The 16684-nt window shown below is 65.1% G+C and carries 17 protein-coding genes and 1 pseudogene; 11 read left to right on the forward strand and 7 right to left on the reverse strand.

The annotated features are described in order from the left end of the window. The 3 genes from A9X03_RS15500 to A9X03_RS15510 all read left to right on the forward strand — a co-directional run. A partial coding sequence (locus tag A9X03_RS15500) for a cytochrome P450 (protein ID WP_068261734.1) occupies positions 1 to 1015 on the forward strand: 1015 nt, incomplete at its 5' end. A gap of 15 nt (positions 1016 to 1030) precedes the next feature. Further along, positions 1031 to 2113 carry a dihydrodipicolinate reductase gene (locus A9X03_RS15505; RefSeq protein ID WP_067747588.1) on the forward strand — a complete coding sequence of 361 codons (1083 nt, stop codon included), beginning with the start codon at positions 1031 to 1033 and terminating at the stop codon, positions 2111 to 2113. A 32-nt stretch (positions 2114 to 2145) separates the two neighbouring features. Beyond that, positions 2146 to 3057, forward strand: a complete 912-nt coding sequence (locus A9X03_RS15510; RefSeq protein WP_231969219.1) for an SDR family NAD(P)-dependent oxidoreductase — start codon at positions 2146 to 2148, stop codon at positions 3055 to 3057. 60 nt (positions 3058 to 3117) lie between these two features. Here A9X03_RS15510 and A9X03_RS15515 read toward each other — a convergent pair whose 3' ends face one another. The 3 genes from A9X03_RS15515 to A9X03_RS15525 all read right to left on the reverse strand — a co-directional run bounded on the left by A9X03_RS15515 (position 3118) and on the right by A9X03_RS15525 (position 5852). Next, positions 3118 to 4155, reverse strand: coding sequence for a dihydrodipicolinate reductase (locus A9X03_RS15515; protein WP_068014868.1), 1038 nt, complete (start codon positions 4153 to 4155; stop codon positions 3118 to 3120). A 104-nt stretch (positions 4156 to 4259) separates the two neighbouring features. Next, on the reverse strand, positions 4260 to 5063 hold the full coding sequence (locus A9X03_RS15520; protein ID WP_067747595.1) for an SDR family NAD(P)-dependent oxidoreductase: 804 nt from the start codon (positions 5061 to 5063) through the stop codon (positions 4260 to 4262). A gap of 30 nt (positions 5064 to 5093) precedes the next feature. Next, complete coding sequence (locus tag A9X03_RS15525; protein WP_067747597.1) at positions 5094 to 5852, reverse strand: SDR family oxidoreductase; 759 nt, start codon at positions 5850 to 5852, stop codon at positions 5094 to 5096. A gap of 121 nt (positions 5853 to 5973) precedes the next feature. Between A9X03_RS15525 and A9X03_RS15530 the strand changes: the two genes are divergently transcribed. From A9X03_RS15530 to A9X03_RS15540, 3 genes are all read left to right on the forward strand, one after another. Continuing rightward, positions 5974 to 6816, forward strand: a complete 843-nt coding sequence (locus tag A9X03_RS15530; protein WP_067747599.1) for an SDR family NAD(P)-dependent oxidoreductase — start codon at positions 5974 to 5976, stop codon at positions 6814 to 6816. A gap of 99 nt (positions 6817 to 6915) precedes the next feature. Then, positions 6916 to 7980 (forward strand): spirocyclase AveC family protein, encoded by a 1065-nt coding sequence (locus tag A9X03_RS15535; protein ID WP_067891227.1) that lies wholly within the window; start codon positions 6916 to 6918, stop codon positions 7978 to 7980. 88 nt (positions 7981 to 8068) lie between these two features. Next, complete coding sequence (locus A9X03_RS15540) at positions 8069 to 8830, forward strand: alpha/beta fold hydrolase (protein WP_068261737.1); 762 nt, start codon at positions 8069 to 8071, stop codon at positions 8828 to 8830. Here A9X03_RS15540 and A9X03_RS15545 read toward each other — a convergent pair. Then, positions 8765 to 9577: a mycofactocin-coupled SDR family oxidoreductase gene (locus A9X03_RS15545; protein WP_067781790.1), complete on the reverse strand. Its 813-nt coding sequence runs from the start codon at positions 9575 to 9577 to the stop codon at positions 8765 to 8767. The genes A9X03_RS15540 and A9X03_RS15545 overlap by 66 nt on opposite strands. 108 nt (positions 9578 to 9685) lie before the next feature. Between A9X03_RS15545 and A9X03_RS15550 the strand changes: the two genes are divergently transcribed. Beyond that, on the forward strand, positions 9686 to 10468 hold the full coding sequence (locus A9X03_RS15550) for an SDR family NAD(P)-dependent oxidoreductase (RefSeq protein ID WP_067747607.1): 783 nt from the start codon (positions 9686 to 9688) through the stop codon (positions 10466 to 10468). On the opposite strand, the gene A9X03_RS15555 is transcribed toward A9X03_RS15550, so the two are convergent. Continuing rightward, positions 10465 to 11544 (reverse strand): dihydrodipicolinate reductase, encoded by a 1080-nt coding sequence (locus tag A9X03_RS15555; protein ID WP_067781788.1) that lies wholly within the window; start codon positions 11542 to 11544, stop codon positions 10465 to 10467. The genes A9X03_RS15550 and A9X03_RS15555 overlap by 4 nt on opposite strands. 30 nt (positions 11545 to 11574) lie before the next feature. Further along, positions 11575 to 12363 carry an SDR family NAD(P)-dependent oxidoreductase gene (locus A9X03_RS15560; RefSeq protein WP_068261740.1) on the reverse strand — a complete coding sequence of 263 codons (789 nt, stop codon included), beginning with the start codon at positions 12361 to 12363 and terminating at the stop codon, positions 11575 to 11577. Between the two features lie 111 nt (positions 12364 to 12474). On the opposite strand from A9X03_RS15560, the gene A9X03_RS15565 reads away from it, so the two are divergent. Continuing rightward, positions 12475 to 12915 (forward strand): VOC family protein, encoded by a 441-nt coding sequence (locus A9X03_RS15565; protein WP_068261743.1) that lies wholly within the window; start codon positions 12475 to 12477, stop codon positions 12913 to 12915. Here A9X03_RS15565 and A9X03_RS15570 read toward each other — a convergent pair. Continuing rightward, positions 12905 to 14524, reverse strand: coding sequence for a class I adenylate-forming enzyme family protein (locus A9X03_RS15570; RefSeq protein WP_068261746.1), 1620 nt, complete (start codon positions 14522 to 14524; stop codon positions 12905 to 12907). The two genes, A9X03_RS15565 and A9X03_RS15570, sit on opposite strands and share 11 nt — an antisense overlap. Positions 14525 to 14637: 113 nt before the next feature. On the opposite strand from A9X03_RS15570, the gene A9X03_RS15575 reads away from it, so the two are divergent. The 3 genes and pseudogenes from A9X03_RS15575 to A9X03_RS30300 all read left to right on the forward strand — a co-directional run. Continuing rightward, positions 14638 to 15168 carry a nuclear transport factor 2 family protein gene (locus tag A9X03_RS15575; protein WP_067747662.1) on the forward strand — a complete coding sequence of 177 codons (531 nt, stop codon included), beginning with the start codon at positions 14638 to 14640 and terminating at the stop codon, positions 15166 to 15168. A gap of 134 nt (positions 15169 to 15302) precedes the next feature. Then, positions 15303 to 16535 carry a CaiB/BaiF CoA-transferase family protein gene (locus A9X03_RS15580; RefSeq protein ID WP_067888853.1) on the forward strand — a complete coding sequence of 411 codons (1233 nt, stop codon included), beginning with the start codon at positions 15303 to 15305 and terminating at the stop codon, positions 16533 to 16535. Continuing rightward, a pseudogene (locus A9X03_RS30300) lies at positions 16532 to 16684 on the forward strand (cytochrome P450); the annotation flags it as partial. The gene A9X03_RS15580 and the pseudogene A9X03_RS30300, both read left to right, overlap by 4 nt.

The following is a 16684-nucleotide window of genomic DNA, read 5'->3' on the forward strand; positions in this document are numbered from 1 at the left end:
GGCCGTGTTCACCGACAACGTCACGTTCAGCACCCGCGTCTACGAGGATATGGTGCGGCCACTGCAGGGTCCGACGATTCTGGAGATGCAGGAACCCGAGCACGCGACGTACCGCAGGTTGCACGAATTCGCCTTCGCGAAGTCCTCGATGAAGCGCTGGGACACCGAACTCGTCGGGCCCCTCGTGGATCGCACGATCGCGAGGATTCGTGATGACAAGCGTGCCGATCTGGTGGCCGCGGTGTTCATGCCGATCCCGGTCCGGATCATCGCGGCCCTTCTCGGGTTGCCAGAGTCCGACATCGGGGAGTTTCACCGGCTGGCCATCGACCTGCTGGGCTTTCGCGCCGACATGGAGACCGCCATGAAGGCGTCGGCGGAGATGAAGGAGTACTTCATCGGCGTGCTGGCCGACCGGCGCAAGTCGCCGAAGGACGACATGGTGACGATCCTGTCGCGGGCCGAGATCGACGGCGTCAAAATGTCGGACGAGCAAATCTACGGATTCATGCGCAATCTCCTGCCCGCCGGAGCGGAGACCACGTCGCGATCGACAGCGAGCCTCGCGCTGGCCCTGTTGACCCACACCGACCAACTCGACGCGGTTCGCGCCGACCGCACCCTGTTGCCCCAGGCGATCGAGGAGGGCATCCGGTGGGAGACGCCGCTGCTGAATTTCATCCGGGAGGTCACCACTGACACCGAGTTCTTCGGGCTCGACATCCCGAGGGGATCGACGATGATGGTGAACCTGGGCAGCGCCAATCACGACGAGACGCGCTGGCCGGACCCCGAAACCTTCAATATCTTCCGGGAACGCAAGCCGCACATCGGGTTTGGCCACGGTGTGCACTTGTGCCTGGGGATGCATCTGGCCCGGTTGGAGAGCACCAAGTTCTTCAACGCGCTCTTCGACGAATTGCCGGGGTTGCGGCTCGACCCCGACGCCCCGCCGCCCTATGTGAGCGGCACGATGTTCCGTTCACCGCCCCGTCTCGACGTGGTCTGGGATTGATCGGACCAGGCTGACATGACTCGCGTGATCCAATGGGCGACCGGGGTGACCGGAATGATGGCGCTGCGCCACGTGCTGGGCCGCCCAGACCTGGAACTCGTCGCGGTGCGCGTCTACGACCCGGCGAAAGCCGGCGTCGATGCGGGCGCCCTGTGCGGGGCCTCCGAAACGGGGGTGCTCACTTGCGCGGATCGGGATGCCGTGATCGGCACCGACGCCGACGTGGTTCTCTACATGGGCAAGGTGGAAACCGACACGCCCGGCTGCTTCGCCGACGTCTGCGATCTTTTGGCGTCGGGCAAGAGCGTGGTGGCCACCGGTAGCCGGTTCGTGCATCCCCGATCGCTGCACGAATCGCTGGCCGACGCAATCGAGAAGGCCTGTCGTGCGGGCGATTCGTCATTCCTTGGGCTCGGCCTCTACCCGGGCTTCGTCGGCGAGTCGCTGGTGCCCATTCTGTCCCGCCTCACCGAGCGCACCGACCGGATCAACGTACGAGAGGTGCTGAACTACTCGACCTACGCCAGCCACGACCTGATCTTCAACGCGATGGGCTTCGGGCATGCGCCGGACGACACCACCCCGCTGCTGACGAACACCGACTACGCGGCAAGCGCGTGGATCGGCAGCGCGACAATCCTGGCGCAGGCCCTCGGGCTCGAGATTCGGTCCGTCGAGGGTTTCCGCGAAGTCGCCACAACGCCGCGACCCCTGACGGTGGCGGCTGGAGAGATCCCCGCGGGCACGGTCGGGGCGATGCGCTTCGGCGTCGTGGTCGACTGCGGTGAGACCACCCTCGCCGTGGAGCATCTCACCAGGATGGCCGACGACCTGGCGCCCGAATGGCCGACGGAGATTGGCTATCAGGTGGCCTTCGAGGGCAAGCCCAACATGAGTCTTCATCTCGTGATCGGCTCGCATGAGGAGGATCACGCCGAGCAAGGCTGCCTGGCCACCGCCATGCACGCCGTCAACGCCATCCCGGCCGTGGTCGCGGCCGAGCCTGGGCTCTACGACCTTTCGACGATCACCCCGTTCGTCGCCCACTGGACCGAGCGTGGTGCCGCGTCCGCCGCGTCGCCGCCTGCGGGAGGCTGAAATTGGTCTCGTTCACCGATCGGGTCGTCCTGGTGACCGGCGGTGCCCGCGGCCTCGGCGAGGCGTATTGCCATGAAATGGCCCGTCGCGGAGCCGCCTTGGTGGTCCACGACAACGGCGCCGAAACCGACGGAAGTGGAGGCGACCCGAAACCGGCTAATGACGTCGCCGCCGCGATCTGCGCCGCGGGGGGACGGGCGGTGGCGTGCGCCTCGGACGCCAGCGCCGAAGAAGGGGGGCAGGACGCCGTCGACCTGGCCGTCAGCGAATTCGGACGATTGGACGCGATCGTCGCCAACGCCGGCATCATCCACGACGACGCGTTGCCGGAATGGCCGACCGAACGCTTCGAGGCGCTGCTGCGGCACCACGTGTTGGCCGCCTTTCACGTCATCCGACCGGGTTTCGCGGTGATGCGGGACGCCGGATACGGGCGACTGGTGTTCGTTTCCTCCGCAGCGGGGGTTTTCGGGCAGCCGGGCTTGACCGGATACGCCACGGCCAAGACGGGGATGCTCGGGTTGATGAACGTCGCGGCGCTCGAGGGTGCGGCGCACGGCATACACGCCAACGCCATCATGCCGATGGGCGACACGCGAATGGCCATGGCAATGATGGGGGAGGCCGGCCGCACGGCCGATGCTCGGGCCTTCCTGCAGACGCTGCGGCTCGATCAAGTGGCACCGGTCGTTGCCTACCTCGCGAGCGAGAGCTGCATCCTGACACAAAAGGTCCTGAGCGCTTTCCGTGGACGGGTGGCCGCTTTGCAGATCGGTGTGACCCGTGGCTGGTTCGCCGCCGACGGTGCCTTCGACGCCGAGGGCGTGGCGGCCAATCTCGACCGTATCCTCGACCCATCAGATATCTTCGTGCCCGGCAGTATCTTCGACGAAATGGAATATGTTTTCGCGACGGTTCCTTCTGAGTCGCAGCCGAATTCCTGACCGAACCGATGCCTTGGCGCAATGATCTTTGGTGTGCGGCTGCGCCGGGCCGGCCCGATGTCAATCCTTGATGACTGTGGGTCCATCACCGAAACCGGTGTAACTGCGTATCAGCGGCAGGTCCGCCATGGTGGCGAAACCCGCGGGGGCGGCACATATCGCCGGTATGGCGTTGACGACCTGTAGCGCAACCGCGACAAGACCCGCCCGGACGTGTTCGGCGACCGACGCCGGCCGCGAGTAGCTGGCCAGGCAGAAGAAGTGCACGCGCATGGACGGGTCGCCTTCGAGCGTGAGGGTCCAGCCGTCATCCGGTGTGGGCCAGTGCTCCGGATACTCGCCGCCGACGGTCCACAGCGTCTCGAATTCGATGATCGGCTCGCCGCGACGATTCCCGACGAAGTTCCACCGCTGACCGGCTGTCGTGCCGGCGCGAACCCGGTGGTCGAAGATCTCGAAGTCCTTGGTGGCGGGCACTGCGTCAACAGTGACCGTGACATCGTCGATGGCAGCGTTCAACGTGTCGGCGATGAACCAGGTCTGCTGGGTGAACAGGGCGGTGTTGAATGTCAGGAACTCGTTGGCCGTCGGGGTGATGTCCTCGGTCGGTCGTCCGAACCACATTCCGTCGAAGGTTATTTCGGTGCTCTCCCAGAGCGACCAGTCTGCGCGCTCCTGCAGACTGAACCTGTCAATCGAGCGACTCATACCCGACAGCGCGAGCGGCAAAACGCCAGATAGGTTGCCCGGGTTGAGGCCGCTCGCGTGGATCGTGCTGTTGCCCTTGCGGCAGGCCGCCAGCAGCCGTCGACGGTCCGCATCGCCGATGCGCTGCGGGTGGAAAAGGAACGAGACGGTCGCAACGTTCTTGCCGCTCTCCAGCAGCGCGCACACGTCGTCGAGACTGGTGAACGACGGCGCGTAGAGCACGAGGTCGGCCTCGATCGCGAGAATGTCCGCGACATCGGTGGTTGCGTTGACGCCGACGGGGTTCCGGCCCACCAGCGTCCCGACGTCGACGCCGTTCTTTGAATCGGAGTAGACCCGCGCTCCCACCAGCTCGAGGTCGGCCCGGTAGTCGAGGATGGTCTTGATCATCTCGGTGCCTACGGCACCGGTTGCCCACTGAATGACTCGAAGACGCCGGGAATTCACGGTCAAGTCTCCACTCCCTTCAGAGCCGGATGGATGGGCGAGGAGGGTCAGATGAAGTCCGATCCGCCGTCGACGTTGACGGTCGCACCCGTCACATAGCCGTTGCGTCGCGACGCCAGATACGTGGTGATGGAGGCGATCTCCTCCGGCAGCCCGGCGCGACCGATATCGCATGGATGGCCGAAGGTCTTCTCGACCCAGCTCATCACGTCCCTGGGATCCGACGAGTCGAGCCCGTCTGCCGCGAGCGCATCCCGCAGAACCTCGGTAAAGCTTGCCGTCACAATGGTTCCCGGACAGACGCAGTTCACAAGAATGCCCTCGGCTCCAAGGCTTTTCGACAAGTTCTTGGTGAAGCTGGACAGCGCCGATTTCGCTGCCGTGTAGGCGACCAGCCGCGGGCTTTGTCGCTGGATGGAGTGCGCGGAGAGGGTGACGATGCGGGCCCACTCGGCTGATCGCAGCATCGGCAGCGCGGCCCGCACGGATCGCACCGCGGACAGGGTGCCGAGATCGAATGCGGCGTGCCAGTCGTCGTCGTTCAGATCGTCGAACGCGCCCGCGTTCGGACCCACGGTGTGCACCAGGACGTTCAGGGTGTCCCACGAATGACCAATGCAGGCAAAGCCCGAAGTGATGGAATCGCCATCGGACATGTCGACGCTGACGGTGAGTACTTCGGGTGCCCCCGCGGCGCGGATTCGCCTGGCGGCCGAATCCAGCGCCGCCCGACCGCGCGCCATGATCGCCACGGAGGCGCCTTCCGCCGCGAGACTCTCGGCGATCGCCAGCCCCATTCCCTTACTGCCGCCGGTCACGACCGCCGTCGCGCCCTCAAAACCAAGATCCATTCAGTCATCCGCCCTTCGCGGTTCGTAGTATCACCGAGTCTTGGTGATCCGCGGGGCAAGATGCACGATCTCGCTGACGACGGTGGGGTTCGCGCGTGAGATGGCGATCAGGGACAGCATGGCGTTGGCCACGTCGTCCACCGTGGACATTTCCTCAGGAATCTGGCCCGCCCGCGCCCAGGCCCGGTATAGATCGGCCAGCAGATCCCGGTCGGCGCCGCGCAGGATCTCGGTGTCACAGGTCGGGCCAACGCTAACCCGGATCACGGCCAGTTCGGGATGCTCGGCGCGCCAGGATCGCAAGATCTCGTCTAGCGCGGCCTTGCTCGCGTGGTAGGCGGCCACGCCGGCGCGGGGGCGACCGACGTCATGGCTGGATGCGACGATGACCGTGGCGTCGTCGGTCAAGTGGGGAAGGGCCGCCCGAAGCACGTGGGAGGCGCCGACGGCATTGACGGCGTAGGAATGCAGCCAGGTTTCCACATCGGTGTCTTCGATCAGCACGAAGGGCACCACGGCGCTGGTGAACACCACCGCGTCGAGCTTGCCCAGGTTCGCGGCGACCTCGGCGACGACGGTCTCCACCGCGCGCGGGTCCGAAACGTCCAACTCGTGGGCCGATCCGTGCAGCCGATCGGCCAGGTCCGACAGCAGCTCCACCCGCCGTGCGGCGAGCGCGACGCGAGCCCCCCTGGAGTGGGCGGCAATTGCCAACGCCTGTCCAATGCCGGAGGACGCCCCGATGATCAGCATCCGCGTCCCCGCGATGTTGGAGTGCCGGTCGCTCATAGCCCGCTTTCCTCTGGCCGAATCCGTAACTGAAGGTTAGCCGCTATTCTCGCATGCGAGAATCGATATTCTCGTTGCGGCCGGATCATTTGCGCTTCGGCGACGCAAAACAGGAGGCGGAATGATCGACTTCAACGACAAGGTGGTGCTTGTCACCGGCGGTGGCGCGGGCATCGGGCGCGCCACGGCGCTGGCCTTTGCCGGCCTGGGTGCGTCGGTCGTCGTACTCGAGGTCGACCCGGCGCGGTCGCAGGACCTGCGCAGCGAACTCGGCGATCGGGCGCTCGTGGTGACGGGCGATGCGACCGTCGCGGCCGACGTGTCGGCGCTCGCCGATGCCATCGGCAGCCGCTACGGGCGCCTCGACGCGCTGGTGAACAACGTCGGTCACTTCATGACGCGGCCGACACCTTTCGAGCGGCTCACCGACGAGCAGATCGACGACATATATCGGGTGAATCTCAAGCACATCTTTCTGGTCAGCCGGGCCATGCTGCCGCTGCTGCGTGCCGCCGCCGGCGGCGCGAGCATCACGAACGTCTCGTCGATCGAGGGCTTCCGGGGTATACCGCACTTCGCGGTATACGGAGCCTTCAAGGCGGCGGTGACCGGCTTTACCATGAGCCTCGCCCTCGAGCTTGGCCCGGAGGGCATCCGGGTGAATGCCGTGGCGCCGGAAACCACGGATAGCGCCCAGGTCCCGCTGGACCGCATGATCCACCAATCACAGCGGCACAATATTCCGCGCTGGATTCCGCTGGGCCGCTTCGGAACCCCACAGGACATCGCGGGCTGCGTCTTGTTTCTCGCGAGCCCGCTGGCCGCATGGGTATCGGGGACTGTGGTGCATGCCGATGGCGGTGCGTTGGCCGCCGCGGGGTGGTATCGCGACGACCGTGGCGCGTGGACGAACATGCCCGTCATCAAGGGCAACAGCGCAACACCCGCCGAGGCGGCGGGCTGAAGATGGACCAAGTCGTCCCGAAGTCTTTTTGTCGCTGTCGATAACGCATATTCTCATGGGGCCGGGCTGTAGAGGTTGAAAGGAACATCGGGGTTTGGCATGACGGACGTCGTGGACACCAGCCCCGATTCCGGGTCCTCTCGGCCCATTCGGGTCGGCAGTTCGCCGCCGCTGTCCCGTGCCGGATGGGCGTTGTTCATAGCCGGGTACCTGGTATTCGCGATCGTGACCGTCGCGACGATGCAATCGGGTACGCACGGGGATCCGCGCACCACCAACCCATACCCGGGGCCGGCACCGTATCCGCCGTTCCTCGGGTTCGACGACTGGCCGCTGGTGGTCGCCCTGAGCTCCGTCCCCATGGCCATCGGGCTGATCGCCACGTTGGTGTGGCTCTCGGTAAGACAACGCAAGGTGCATTGGACGGTGGTGATCGCGTTCGCGGGGCTGATCACCGGCGCCCTGGACCCGTTGGCCAACTGGGCGACGTTCGCGATCTTCGACCCGCGGATGTTGCACTTCCCGTTGTCGTGGCCGTACGTGAACATCTCGCCGAACCTGGAACCCGCGCTGTCGTTCCTCGGGGGTTACGCGGCGTACTACTTGTTGACCGGTCTGGGGATTCTGCAGCTGAACAATCGATTCCTCGAGCCCCTGATTCGGCCCATGGGTTGGCTGGCGCGCCATCGGCTTGCCGCGGTCTTTGTCGGCTCGTTCGTGATCGCCTTGCCGCTCAACGGAGTCGTCCAGTTCACCTGGATGAGGTTCGGCATCTTCTACTACACCGAGGCGGTCGGACCGACGCTGCAGATCGGCCACATTCATTTCCCGCTCATCATGGCGGTGTATGACTCGTTCATATTCGCGATGGTGGCGGTGATGTGCGTCCGGGACCAAGGCGGCGAGCTGGTGCTGATAAACCGGATCGCCCGCCGGCTACCGGCGCGACCGGGCCGCGACAAGCTGGCGCTGACGCGCCGGCTCCTCGTGTCGGCCTCGGTGGGGCTCGTATCGTTCGCCGTCCCGCTGGTGGTACTGGCGGGGCTGCGGACCGCCGGACTGTCCAAGCCTGCGTACGAACAGAACCCGTACCCGAACATCAAGGTCTACGATCCCTACGGGCATCTCGAGAGGTCGGGCAAACGGGGACCCTTCTACCAGTGAGCCACACCGAACAAGTAGTTCGAACACGCGTCATCGGGTTGCCGTTGGCCGGCCCAGAGCTCGCCACCCGGATCTCGCGGACCCGAGCATGACGCTGTTCGCGCTGCTGCACGGCGGGCTGCATGATGGCTCGTGCTGGGACGGGGTCGCCGTGGAGCTCGCGCGGCGTGGTCATCGGGTCGTTGCGCCGGATCTGCCGGTCGATGATGAGTCGGCGGGTGCCCTGGAATGGGCGCGGGTGGCGATCGACGCGATCGAGGGAGCCCGAGTCGGTGCCGCGTCCCCCGACATGGTCGAGGACGTCGTCGTTGTGGCACATTCGCTGTCGGGGCTGTGCGCACCGGTCATCGCCACGCTCCACCCGGTGCAAAGAATGGTGTTCGTCGGTGGCCTCCTGCCCGTGCCCGGACAGTCGTTCGCCGACCACCTGGCCGCCAACCCCGATGCGATCTCTTTTCCTGAGCCGCAAGAACAGGGTGAGGGACCGTTCGGCCTGTCTTGGGAGGCGGTGCGGGAAGGCTTCTATCATGACTGCCCAGAAGCGCTGGGGCGCAAAGCGTTCAATGAGTTGCGACACCAATCCTTTACGGTGTTAATCGAACGGTGTCCGATCGACCGCTGGCCCGACACGCCCTCGGACTACGTGCTCATGCGCGATGATCGCGCGGTCGGCGGGTCCTGGGCCCGGCGCAATGCGGCCGGCCGGATCGGCGCTCGGGTCTTCGAGTTCGACGGTGGCCACTCACCGTTTTTCGCCCGACCGGCCGAACTGAGCGCCGTCCTGCTAAGCCTGAGCGACCCCGACATCGACGGAAATCGCCGAAGCCGTGACGAACCGCGATTCGTCTGAGGCCAGCCAAGCAACGGCGTTCGCGATGTCCTCAGGCATCGTCACGGCATTGGGGATGAGTTGCTTGCTGAAGCCGTACTGGGGATGCGAATACGACTCCGCCGCCTCCTGCATCGCTTCGATCATCCGCCCGCTACCCATGGGTGTCGCGACCGATCCGGGATGGAGGCTGTTCACCCGGATGTCGTAACGGCCGAGTTCGACCGCGAATGAGCGGGCGAGGCCGGTAACGCCGTGCTTGCTCGCCGTGTACGCCACCATGAAGGGCTCCACTTTCACCCCCGCCACCGATCCGATCAGAATGATCGACCCGCCACGTCCGCCGGCGATGATGTGCTTCGCTCCGGCCATGACCGTGTTCCAGGTCCCGACCAGGTTGACGTTGACCGTGTCCTGAAAATCGCTGGGGGAGACGCGGTCCCAGGGAGCCGGACAACAGATGCCGGCATTGGCGACGATCACGTCAAGCCTGCCGAGTTCGGCAACAGCCTTATCGACGGCGGCACAGAGGGCGTCATGGTCGCGGGTGTCGACGATCGCCGTGACGGCACGTCTGCCATTCGCCACCACGAGGTCGGCGGTTTGCGCCAGATCATCGGGAGTGGCCGAGTCGTAGGGGACGCTCGGCGGCAGCGGTCCGGCGATATCGACGAGGATGGTGTCGGCGCCGTCGGCGCTCAACCTGGCGGCGTGCGCTCGGCCCTGGCCACGGGCGGCACCGGTGATTAGTACAACCTTGCCGCTCATGTCTGCCACACGGGTACGTTACATCACCGCGCTGGTTCTGAGAACTTCCTTTACTCATTAAGGAGAATTAGTATTCTGCTGCCGATACATAAATGGAGGCGGGGTCGCATGGGCGTACTTGACGGTCAGACGGCATTCATCCTGGGGGCGTCAGCCGGAATTGCCCAGGCGAGCGCCAAGCTGCTCGCCGCTGACGGTGCGGCGCTGTACCTTTTGGGGAGATCGAGCAAGCGCCTGGACGCGGCCCGCGACGGCATCCTCGCCGCGGTCCCGGATGCCGAAATTGTCGTCAAGAAGGGCGATCCCGAAGACGAGGGGACCGTCGCGGCGGCCGCCGAGGCGGCCCATGACCTCAAGGGTCGGCTGGACATCGTCGTGGGCACGGTGGCCACCGGCGGCACCGGACCACTGACTGGGCTCGATCTCGAGACCTTCACCAACTTCGTGATGGGCAATCTGCGGTCAAACTTCTTGGCGCTGCGCTACTCGGCACCGCTGATGACGAACGGCGGGTCGATCGTGTTCATCTCTTCGACGTCGTCGAAGATCCCGATGGAGGGCCTTGGGCACTACTCGGCGGGCAAGGCCGCACTCGAGATGATGATCCGGGTCGCGGCATCAGAGTTGGGCCCTAGGGGAATTCGTGTCAATGCCGTCCGGCCCGGCCTGACCGAGGCGGCCACCACGCAGGGCTACATCCACCTGGAAGAGCTGACCAGCAGCTTCCTCGAACGCGTCCCGTTGGGCCGCCTCGGGGTGTCTGACGATATCGCCCCGGGCGTCCGTTACCTGGCGGGACCCGAGTCGAGTTGGATGACCGGGCAGAGCTTTGCGATCGACGGCGGCAACGAGGTAAGGGGCGCTCCCCGCGGGCCGATGTTCACCGTCTAGCTCACATCCACCGCGTTGCGGGGCGCGGTGATCGGCAGATCCAACGACGTGGCGATGCCCGGTGCCGCATCGATGACGTACGGGATTGCGTTGACCACCCGCATGGCCGTCGCCTGCATGGCATCGTCGTTCGCTGACTGCGCCGTCGGTTCGGTACCGAACCGAAGATCGCAGTGGATGTGCGGCTCGCCCTCGATGACGACGCGGTACGTCCCGTGCGGTGCCGACGCCCACTCGGGTGCCAGATCGGGCGCCATGCGGTTGATGTGTTCGATGGTGATCACCGGGTGGCCGTTGACGATTCCGGTCGTCTCGGCCCGCACCGCCCCACAGGTGCCTGCCGGGATCAACCCGCACGCGACGTGGAGGTCGCGTGGTGTGAGCACGCGCTCGTAGCGTTCTGTCACTTCGTCGAGCTCGACGCCAAGAGCTCGTGCCACCAGACCGATAGGTGGTCCCCAGGCGAACCGCTGTGCGCCCTCCAGTTCGAGCAGTGGCGTGAAGTCCAGCGGACGGCCAAAGCCCATCGCGTCGAACATCGAGTACTCGTTGGGGTAGGCCGAGTAGTCGAAGATCTCCTGCGCGCGGACCGACCGGATGGTGTTGGACAAGGTCGACAGCATGACGGCGAACTGATCACCGGCGAATCCCGGTTCGATACCCGAGGTGTAGATGGTGACGCCGCCGGCGAGCGCCGCCGCTCGTACTTGGTCGGCCAGGTCGGGAATCCATCTGTCGGGAAACATCATCCCCGGTGTGTTGGTCGTAACGACATTGATGCCGGCCTTCAGAAATCGGACATAGTCGGGCACCGCGGCCGCATCCATGTCGGCCCCCAAAGCCGCGTAGACCACGCAGTCGGGCTTGAGTCTGATGATGTCGTCCAGGTCGGCAGTGGTCGTCACACCGATAGGGCCCAGCCCGACAACGTCGCCGGCATCGCGACCCGTCTTTTCGGCGCTGTGCACCCATACACCGACCAGATCGAGGTGTGCGCGCCGGTGGATGGCCCGCAACGCGATGCTTCCGACGCCGCCCGTCGATATTACGGCGACGCGTAAAACCTTCTCTGCCATGCTGGTTACTCCTTTGTCGGCTGCGTCTGGCTACAGATCGGGGATGGGCAGAGAGGAATTCGGACCCTGGAGGCCGCCGTCGACAATGAAGGTCGAGTTCGTCGCATAGCAATCGCGGGTGCAAAGGTACAACGTCAGCCGGCCGAGGTCCGCGACGTCACCGATACGATGCAGCGGCGTCAGCTCCTTCAGTTTCTCCTCGGACCCAGGCATCAGGTCGAAGCTGGACTGCAGCCCGGTGGTCATGAATGCGCCCAGGGCGATCGCATTGACGCGGATCTTGGGGGCGAGCTCCTGGGCCATGGCGCGGGTCAGGGCTTCGAGTCCACCCTTGGCCACGGAATAGGGCAGTAATCCCCGGATCCCGAATCGGCCCGCTCCTGACGAGATGTTCACGATCGAGCCCCGGCCCACCGCCAGCATGTGCGGCACGACCAACTGGCTCATGATGAAAGCGGAAGTGACGCAATAATCGAAGGTTTCCCGGAGGTTGTCGTCGGTCAGGCGCAGAAATGGGCCGTAAGTTGCGAAACCGACGTTGTTGACCAGGATGTCGATGCGGCCGAACTTGTCGACCGCGGTCTGGACCACGCGCTCGCTGTCGGAGCGTTGTAGCGCGTCGGCGGTGATTGCGAGTCCTTTGCCGCCCGATTCTTCGATGTCCGTGACCGTCCGCTCCACCTCGGACGTCGTACGCGCCGTACCGACCACCGTGGCGCCCGCTTCCGCAAGGACCTTGGCGATACCCTCGCCGACGCCGCGCCCGGCGCCGGTGACAATCGCCACTTGACCCTCTAGGTTGAACTGCTCGAGTGCCACGAAGCGCCTCTCCGCCAGGACGTGTGGGTGTGCAGCCGCGAATCTACCGCAACGAGAATCGATATTTCCGATAATTGAAATCTCTCTTTATGCGCTCGTAGAGTCTTTGGCATGTCACCCCAGCTGCCGCAGTTGCACCACGTTGTGTTCGCCGTCGCTCTTGAGCGCCTCGACCGCGCTGCCGACTACCTGAGCGCTTTGGGCTTTCAGTTCCAGGCTTTCGAGTTAGAGCGCCTTGGTCTGCAGGTTCGCCTCGACTGGGACCGCGGGTTCGAGCTCATCGCCCCGACCGCCGCGGCACCAACGGATGCCGGTACCGCGGCGGACTTTCTCGCGCGCAACGGTGACGGGCTGTTCTCCGTCATCGTACGCACCGCGGATTGTGCCGCGGGCGAGGACATCGCCACGAGGTACGGCGTGAAGTCCGACTTCCGGCAGCGGCACGAAGGCGACGGATTCGAACTGACCGAAGTCAAATTGGAGCCGTTGTTCGGCATCCCGTTGACCCTGATGACCACGAATATGCCCGACGGGCAACCGGTTAGCTCGTAGCCGAGCGCAACTGTTCGCTGAGTTGCCGCGCCAGCTCCGACTTCTTGACTTTGCCGGTCGCGGTGAACGGAAGGTCTCGCTTGGCGGTGACCCAAATGTGCTTGGGAACCTTGTACGCCGACAGCCGGTCGCGCAGTTGCGCTCGCAAAGACTCGGCGTCGAGTGCGGATTCGCCGCGCGGCACCACCGCAGCCGCGACTACCGTTCCGTGTTCAGCGCTCTCCGCTCCGACCACATATGCCTCGAGCACGCCGTCGCAGTCGGCCAGTGCCAGTTCGACTTCGCTGGGTGTGACGTTGGTGCCCCCACCGGTCTTGATCAGGTCGCCCAACCGTCCGGTGAACTTGATCCAACCGTCGTCGTACTCGATGCCGCAGTCGCCCGTTCGGTAGTAGCCGTCCGACGTGAACACGTCCTCGCGCTCGCACTTGTGCAGCCGCTGCATCAACGAGTATCCGCGAACCCATATTTCGCCGGGCGTGCCAATGGGCGCCGGCTGTCCCGTGTCGGGGTCGACGATCAGGTGGTGCAGCCCTTCGATTGGTGGGCCGCCGGTTTCGGACCGATCGGGCGTTTGCGGCAGATAGGGATCGACGCCGAGGTGGTTGCCGCACAGCTCGGTCATTCCCAGGCCGCTGGAGCCCTTGGGTTGATGCCGGGGTGGCACCATCGCGGGCATGCTGGTGCGGTGCACCGAACTCAGATCGCGTGCTGAGAAGTCGGGATGCTCGGACAGCGTCTTACCCTGCTGCGGCCAGCCCAGCGCGATGGTCGCGCGGTGTCGCTCCATCAGCTCCAACGCCTCTGCTGCATCGAACGCGGGCTGAGTGATCAGCGTCGCGCCGTGGTGGATCACCGCGTGCAATCCGGTGATCAGCCCGCCCACCCAGAAGAAGGGCATGGACGTGAACATCACGTCGTCGTGGGTGACGGCGTACATGAAGGTGAGGTTGTAGGTGTGGCGGACCAGCGTTCCCTGGGTGTGCACGGGCCCTTTCGGGTCACCGGTGCTGCCCGAGGTGTAGATGATCATCACCTCGTCGGCCGGGGTCACGCACGACTCCACGTCGACGAGGAAGTCGGCGTCGGCGGCCGGCAGCGCGCCGTCGGCGTGGATCCTCGTCGTCCAGGCCCGATCAGACGGTCCCCACACCGCGACAGTCCGTAGGAAGGGGGCCTTGCGGACCATGATGCGCCCTGGCCGGTCCTGACCGGCGAGACCCGGCAGTGCATCTTCCAGCCGGGTCAAAAAGTCGTGATTGCGGAACCGCGGCCACGCCAAGATTGCGTTCAGGTCCGCATGGCGGGCGGTCCAGGCCAGTTCGGAGGCCTTATAGAAGGTGTTGAGCGGAACAGCGACCGCACCGATGCGTGTGGTGGCAAACCACGCCAGTGCCCAGTCGACGCTGTTGGGCATCAGGATTCCGACGTGGTCGCCCTTGCTGATGCCCTGCGCCAACAGGGCGGCGGCCAGGGCGGCCGAACGGCGGTCGAGATCGGCGTAGGACAATCTCCGCCCGTCGGCGATGAGGAACGGCCTGTCGCCGAAACGGGCTGCGCAAAACCTCACCAGTGCAGGGATCGTGGGCAAGATCGTCGGAAAGGGCATGAGCGCAGAATAGTAGCCTTTCCGAAACCGAGAACAGCGGTTCTCATTAGGCGGTGTGAGCCTACAATACCGCGATGGCCACAGGATTGAAGGGTTCGACCGGCGATGACCGGTTGGACCGAGTGGAGTCGAGCCTCGCGATTAGCCAGTTACCCGGCAAGTATGCAATGGCCCTCGATGCCCGTGATCTCGATGCATTGGTGGCGTTGTTCGTCGACGATGTCGACGCGGGCGCCGAGGGGCGCGGCAGGGATGCGTTGAGGCGCTGGTATGACCGCGTGCTCCGACGGTTCTACCGCAGCATCCACCTGATCTGCGGTCACCAGTTCGACTTCGTCGACGCCGATCATGCGACCGGAGCGATTTACTGCCGCGCCGAACACGAGGACGGCGACGGATGGTATGTGATCACGATGCGCTACGACGACGTCTATGAGCGCCGCGACGGCCAGTGGTGCTTCGTCAAGCGGCGGGAGCATCCCTGGTATTCCGTCGATGTCACCGAGCGCCCCGGTCCCGAGTTCATGCGATGGCCGACCGACGTTCGGTTGCGTGCGGCTATGCCCCAACGGATGCCGACCTGGCGGGCCTTTTGGGCCGACGGTGATCCGGGCTTGCCGGGACGGCTGTCGGCGCGTCCGTAAGCACTTCGGCGCTGCCCCGTTGGCGCCGCCGCGGTTTACAAACTCCCTCGAAACTGACATTCTCGGAACGTGTAAACGAGCATTGCCGCCGTTTCCCAACTGTTGGTGCGCTCGCACCCGTACTGCCGTGACCCATGGAGGCCGTCATTTCCGTCGACAAAGTACTCAGCGGTGTTCGCGTGCTGGAGGTTGCCGCGTGGACCTTCGTACCGTCGGCCGGCGCCGTGTTGGCGGAATGGGGTGCCGAGGTCATCAAGGTCGAGCCGCGCGAGGGAGGCGACCCGCAACGCGGCCTCGTGACGATGGGCATCGTCGACGAGGGTGGTGGCGCCGTCAACTACATGATCGAGATACCGAATCGGGGCAAGAAGTCGATCGGCGTCGATCTGAGCACTCCCGGCGGCCAAGACGTCATCCGCAAACTCGCGGCCACCTGCGACGTGTTCCTCACCAGCTACCTACCAAGCCGCCGCAAGAAGATGGGCATCGACGTCGACGACATCAGGGCCGTCAACCCCAACATCGTCTACGTACGCGGGTCGGGCCACGGCCCGAAGGGACCCGACGCCGACAAGCCCGGCTATGACGGCGTCTCTTACTGGGCGCGCGGCGGCATCGCCGCCATGCTCACCGAGGACGCTGAGGAATTGGTGCGTTCACGACCCGCGTTCGGCGACCTGCTCGGCGGAATGACGATCGCTGGGGGTATCGCGGCAGCGCTGTACCGGAAGGCGACCACCGGTCAGGGATCGGTGGTGGATGTCTCCCTCCTCGGGCTTGCGGCTTGGAACCTCAGCCCCGACATCGCAGTGAGCCAGATTCATGGCGGCGGCGCGGTTCCGAGCTGGCGCCACGCCGACGCGCCCAACCCTTTGGTCGGGACCTACCGCACAAAAGACGATCGCCACGTCCAGCTGATGATGTTGCAACTGGACAAGTTCTATGCGGAAGCGATGCGCGTGATCGGCCTACCCGAACTCGTCGATGATGCGCGATTTGCCGAGGCGGCAACGCGATTCGCCAACCGGGCGGAACTCATCTCGCTGATGGACGAAGCGTTTGCCCAACGCACACTCGTCGAATGGCGTGAGGCGCTCGCAGACCTCTCCGGCGCCTGGGGTGTGGTGCAGACACCGGGGGAGGTCTGCCACGACCCGGCGGTGACCGCGAACGGCTATGTCGCGAAGACCGCGACGATGAGCGGAGCGCCTTACTCGTTGCCCACCAACCCCGTCCAATTCGACGAGACGGCCGTCACCCCTTCGGGGGCGCCCGAGCACGGCCAGCACACCGAGGAGGTGCTGATGGAAGCGGGCCTGGACTGGGACACCATCGAAGCCTACAAAGAGGCCGGAGCGATTCTATGACTCCTACTACGCCGTTGCAGGTCTCAGAAGGTAACGTCGAATTCGATCCATTCTCTGAAGATTTCTTCAACGGGGCGTACGACACGTACAGACGCCTGCGCGACAGTGCCCCCGTCTACTACAACCCGAAGTGGGATTTCTGGGCACTG

Source organism: Mycobacterium sp. E1715, assembly GCF_001667625.1.
GTDB lineage: Bacteria > Actinomycetota > Actinomycetes > Mycobacteriales > Mycobacteriaceae > Mycobacterium.

What these genes read in the sequence shown, in the direction of transcription:
- A9X03_RS15505 (WP_067747588.1), top strand. Translation starts at nt 1,031, where the DNA reads ATGACTCGCGTGATCCAATGGGCGACCGGGGTGACCGGAATGATGGCG.
- A9X03_RS15515 (WP_068014868.1), bottom strand. Translation starts at nt 4,155, where the DNA reads ATGATCAAGACCATCCTCGACTACCGGGCCGACCTCGAGCTGGTGGGA.
- A9X03_RS15520 (WP_067747595.1), bottom strand. Translation starts at nt 5,063, where the DNA reads ATGGATCTTGGTTTTGAGGGCGCGACGGCGGTCGTGACCGGCGGCAGT.
- A9X03_RS15525 (WP_067747597.1), bottom strand. Translation starts at nt 5,852, where the DNA reads ATGAGCGACCGGCACTCCAACATCGCGGGGACGCGGATGCTGATCATC.
- A9X03_RS15530 (WP_067747599.1), top strand. Translation starts at nt 5,974, where the DNA reads ATGATCGACTTCAACGACAAGGTGGTGCTTGTCACCGGCGGTGGCGCG.
- A9X03_RS15535 (WP_067891227.1), top strand. Translation starts at nt 6,916, where the DNA reads ATGACGGACGTCGTGGACACCAGCCCCGATTCCGGGTCCTCTCGGCCC.
- A9X03_RS15540 (WP_068261737.1), top strand. Translation starts at nt 8,069, where the DNA reads ATGACGCTGTTCGCGCTGCTGCACGGCGGGCTGCATGATGGCTCGTGC.
- A9X03_RS15545 (WP_067781790.1), bottom strand. Translation starts at nt 9,577, where the DNA reads ATGAGCGGCAAGGTTGTACTAATCACCGGTGCCGCCCGTGGCCAGGGC.
- A9X03_RS15550 (WP_067747607.1), top strand. Translation starts at nt 9,686, where the DNA reads ATGGGCGTACTTGACGGTCAGACGGCATTCATCCTGGGGGCGTCAGCC.
- A9X03_RS15555 (WP_067781788.1), bottom strand. Translation starts at nt 11,544, where the DNA reads ATGGCAGAGAAGGTTTTACGCGTCGCCGTAATATCGACGGGCGGCGTC.
- A9X03_RS15565 (WP_068261743.1), top strand. Translation starts at nt 12,475, where the DNA reads ATGTCACCCCAGCTGCCGCAGTTGCACCACGTTGTGTTCGCCGTCGCT.
- A9X03_RS15570 (WP_068261746.1), bottom strand. Translation starts at nt 14,524, where the DNA reads ATGCCCTTTCCGACGATCTTGCCCACGATCCCTGCACTGGTGAGGTTT.
- A9X03_RS15580 (WP_067888853.1), top strand. Translation starts at nt 15,303, where the DNA reads ATGGAGGCCGTCATTTCCGTCGACAAAGTACTCAGCGGTGTTCGCGTG.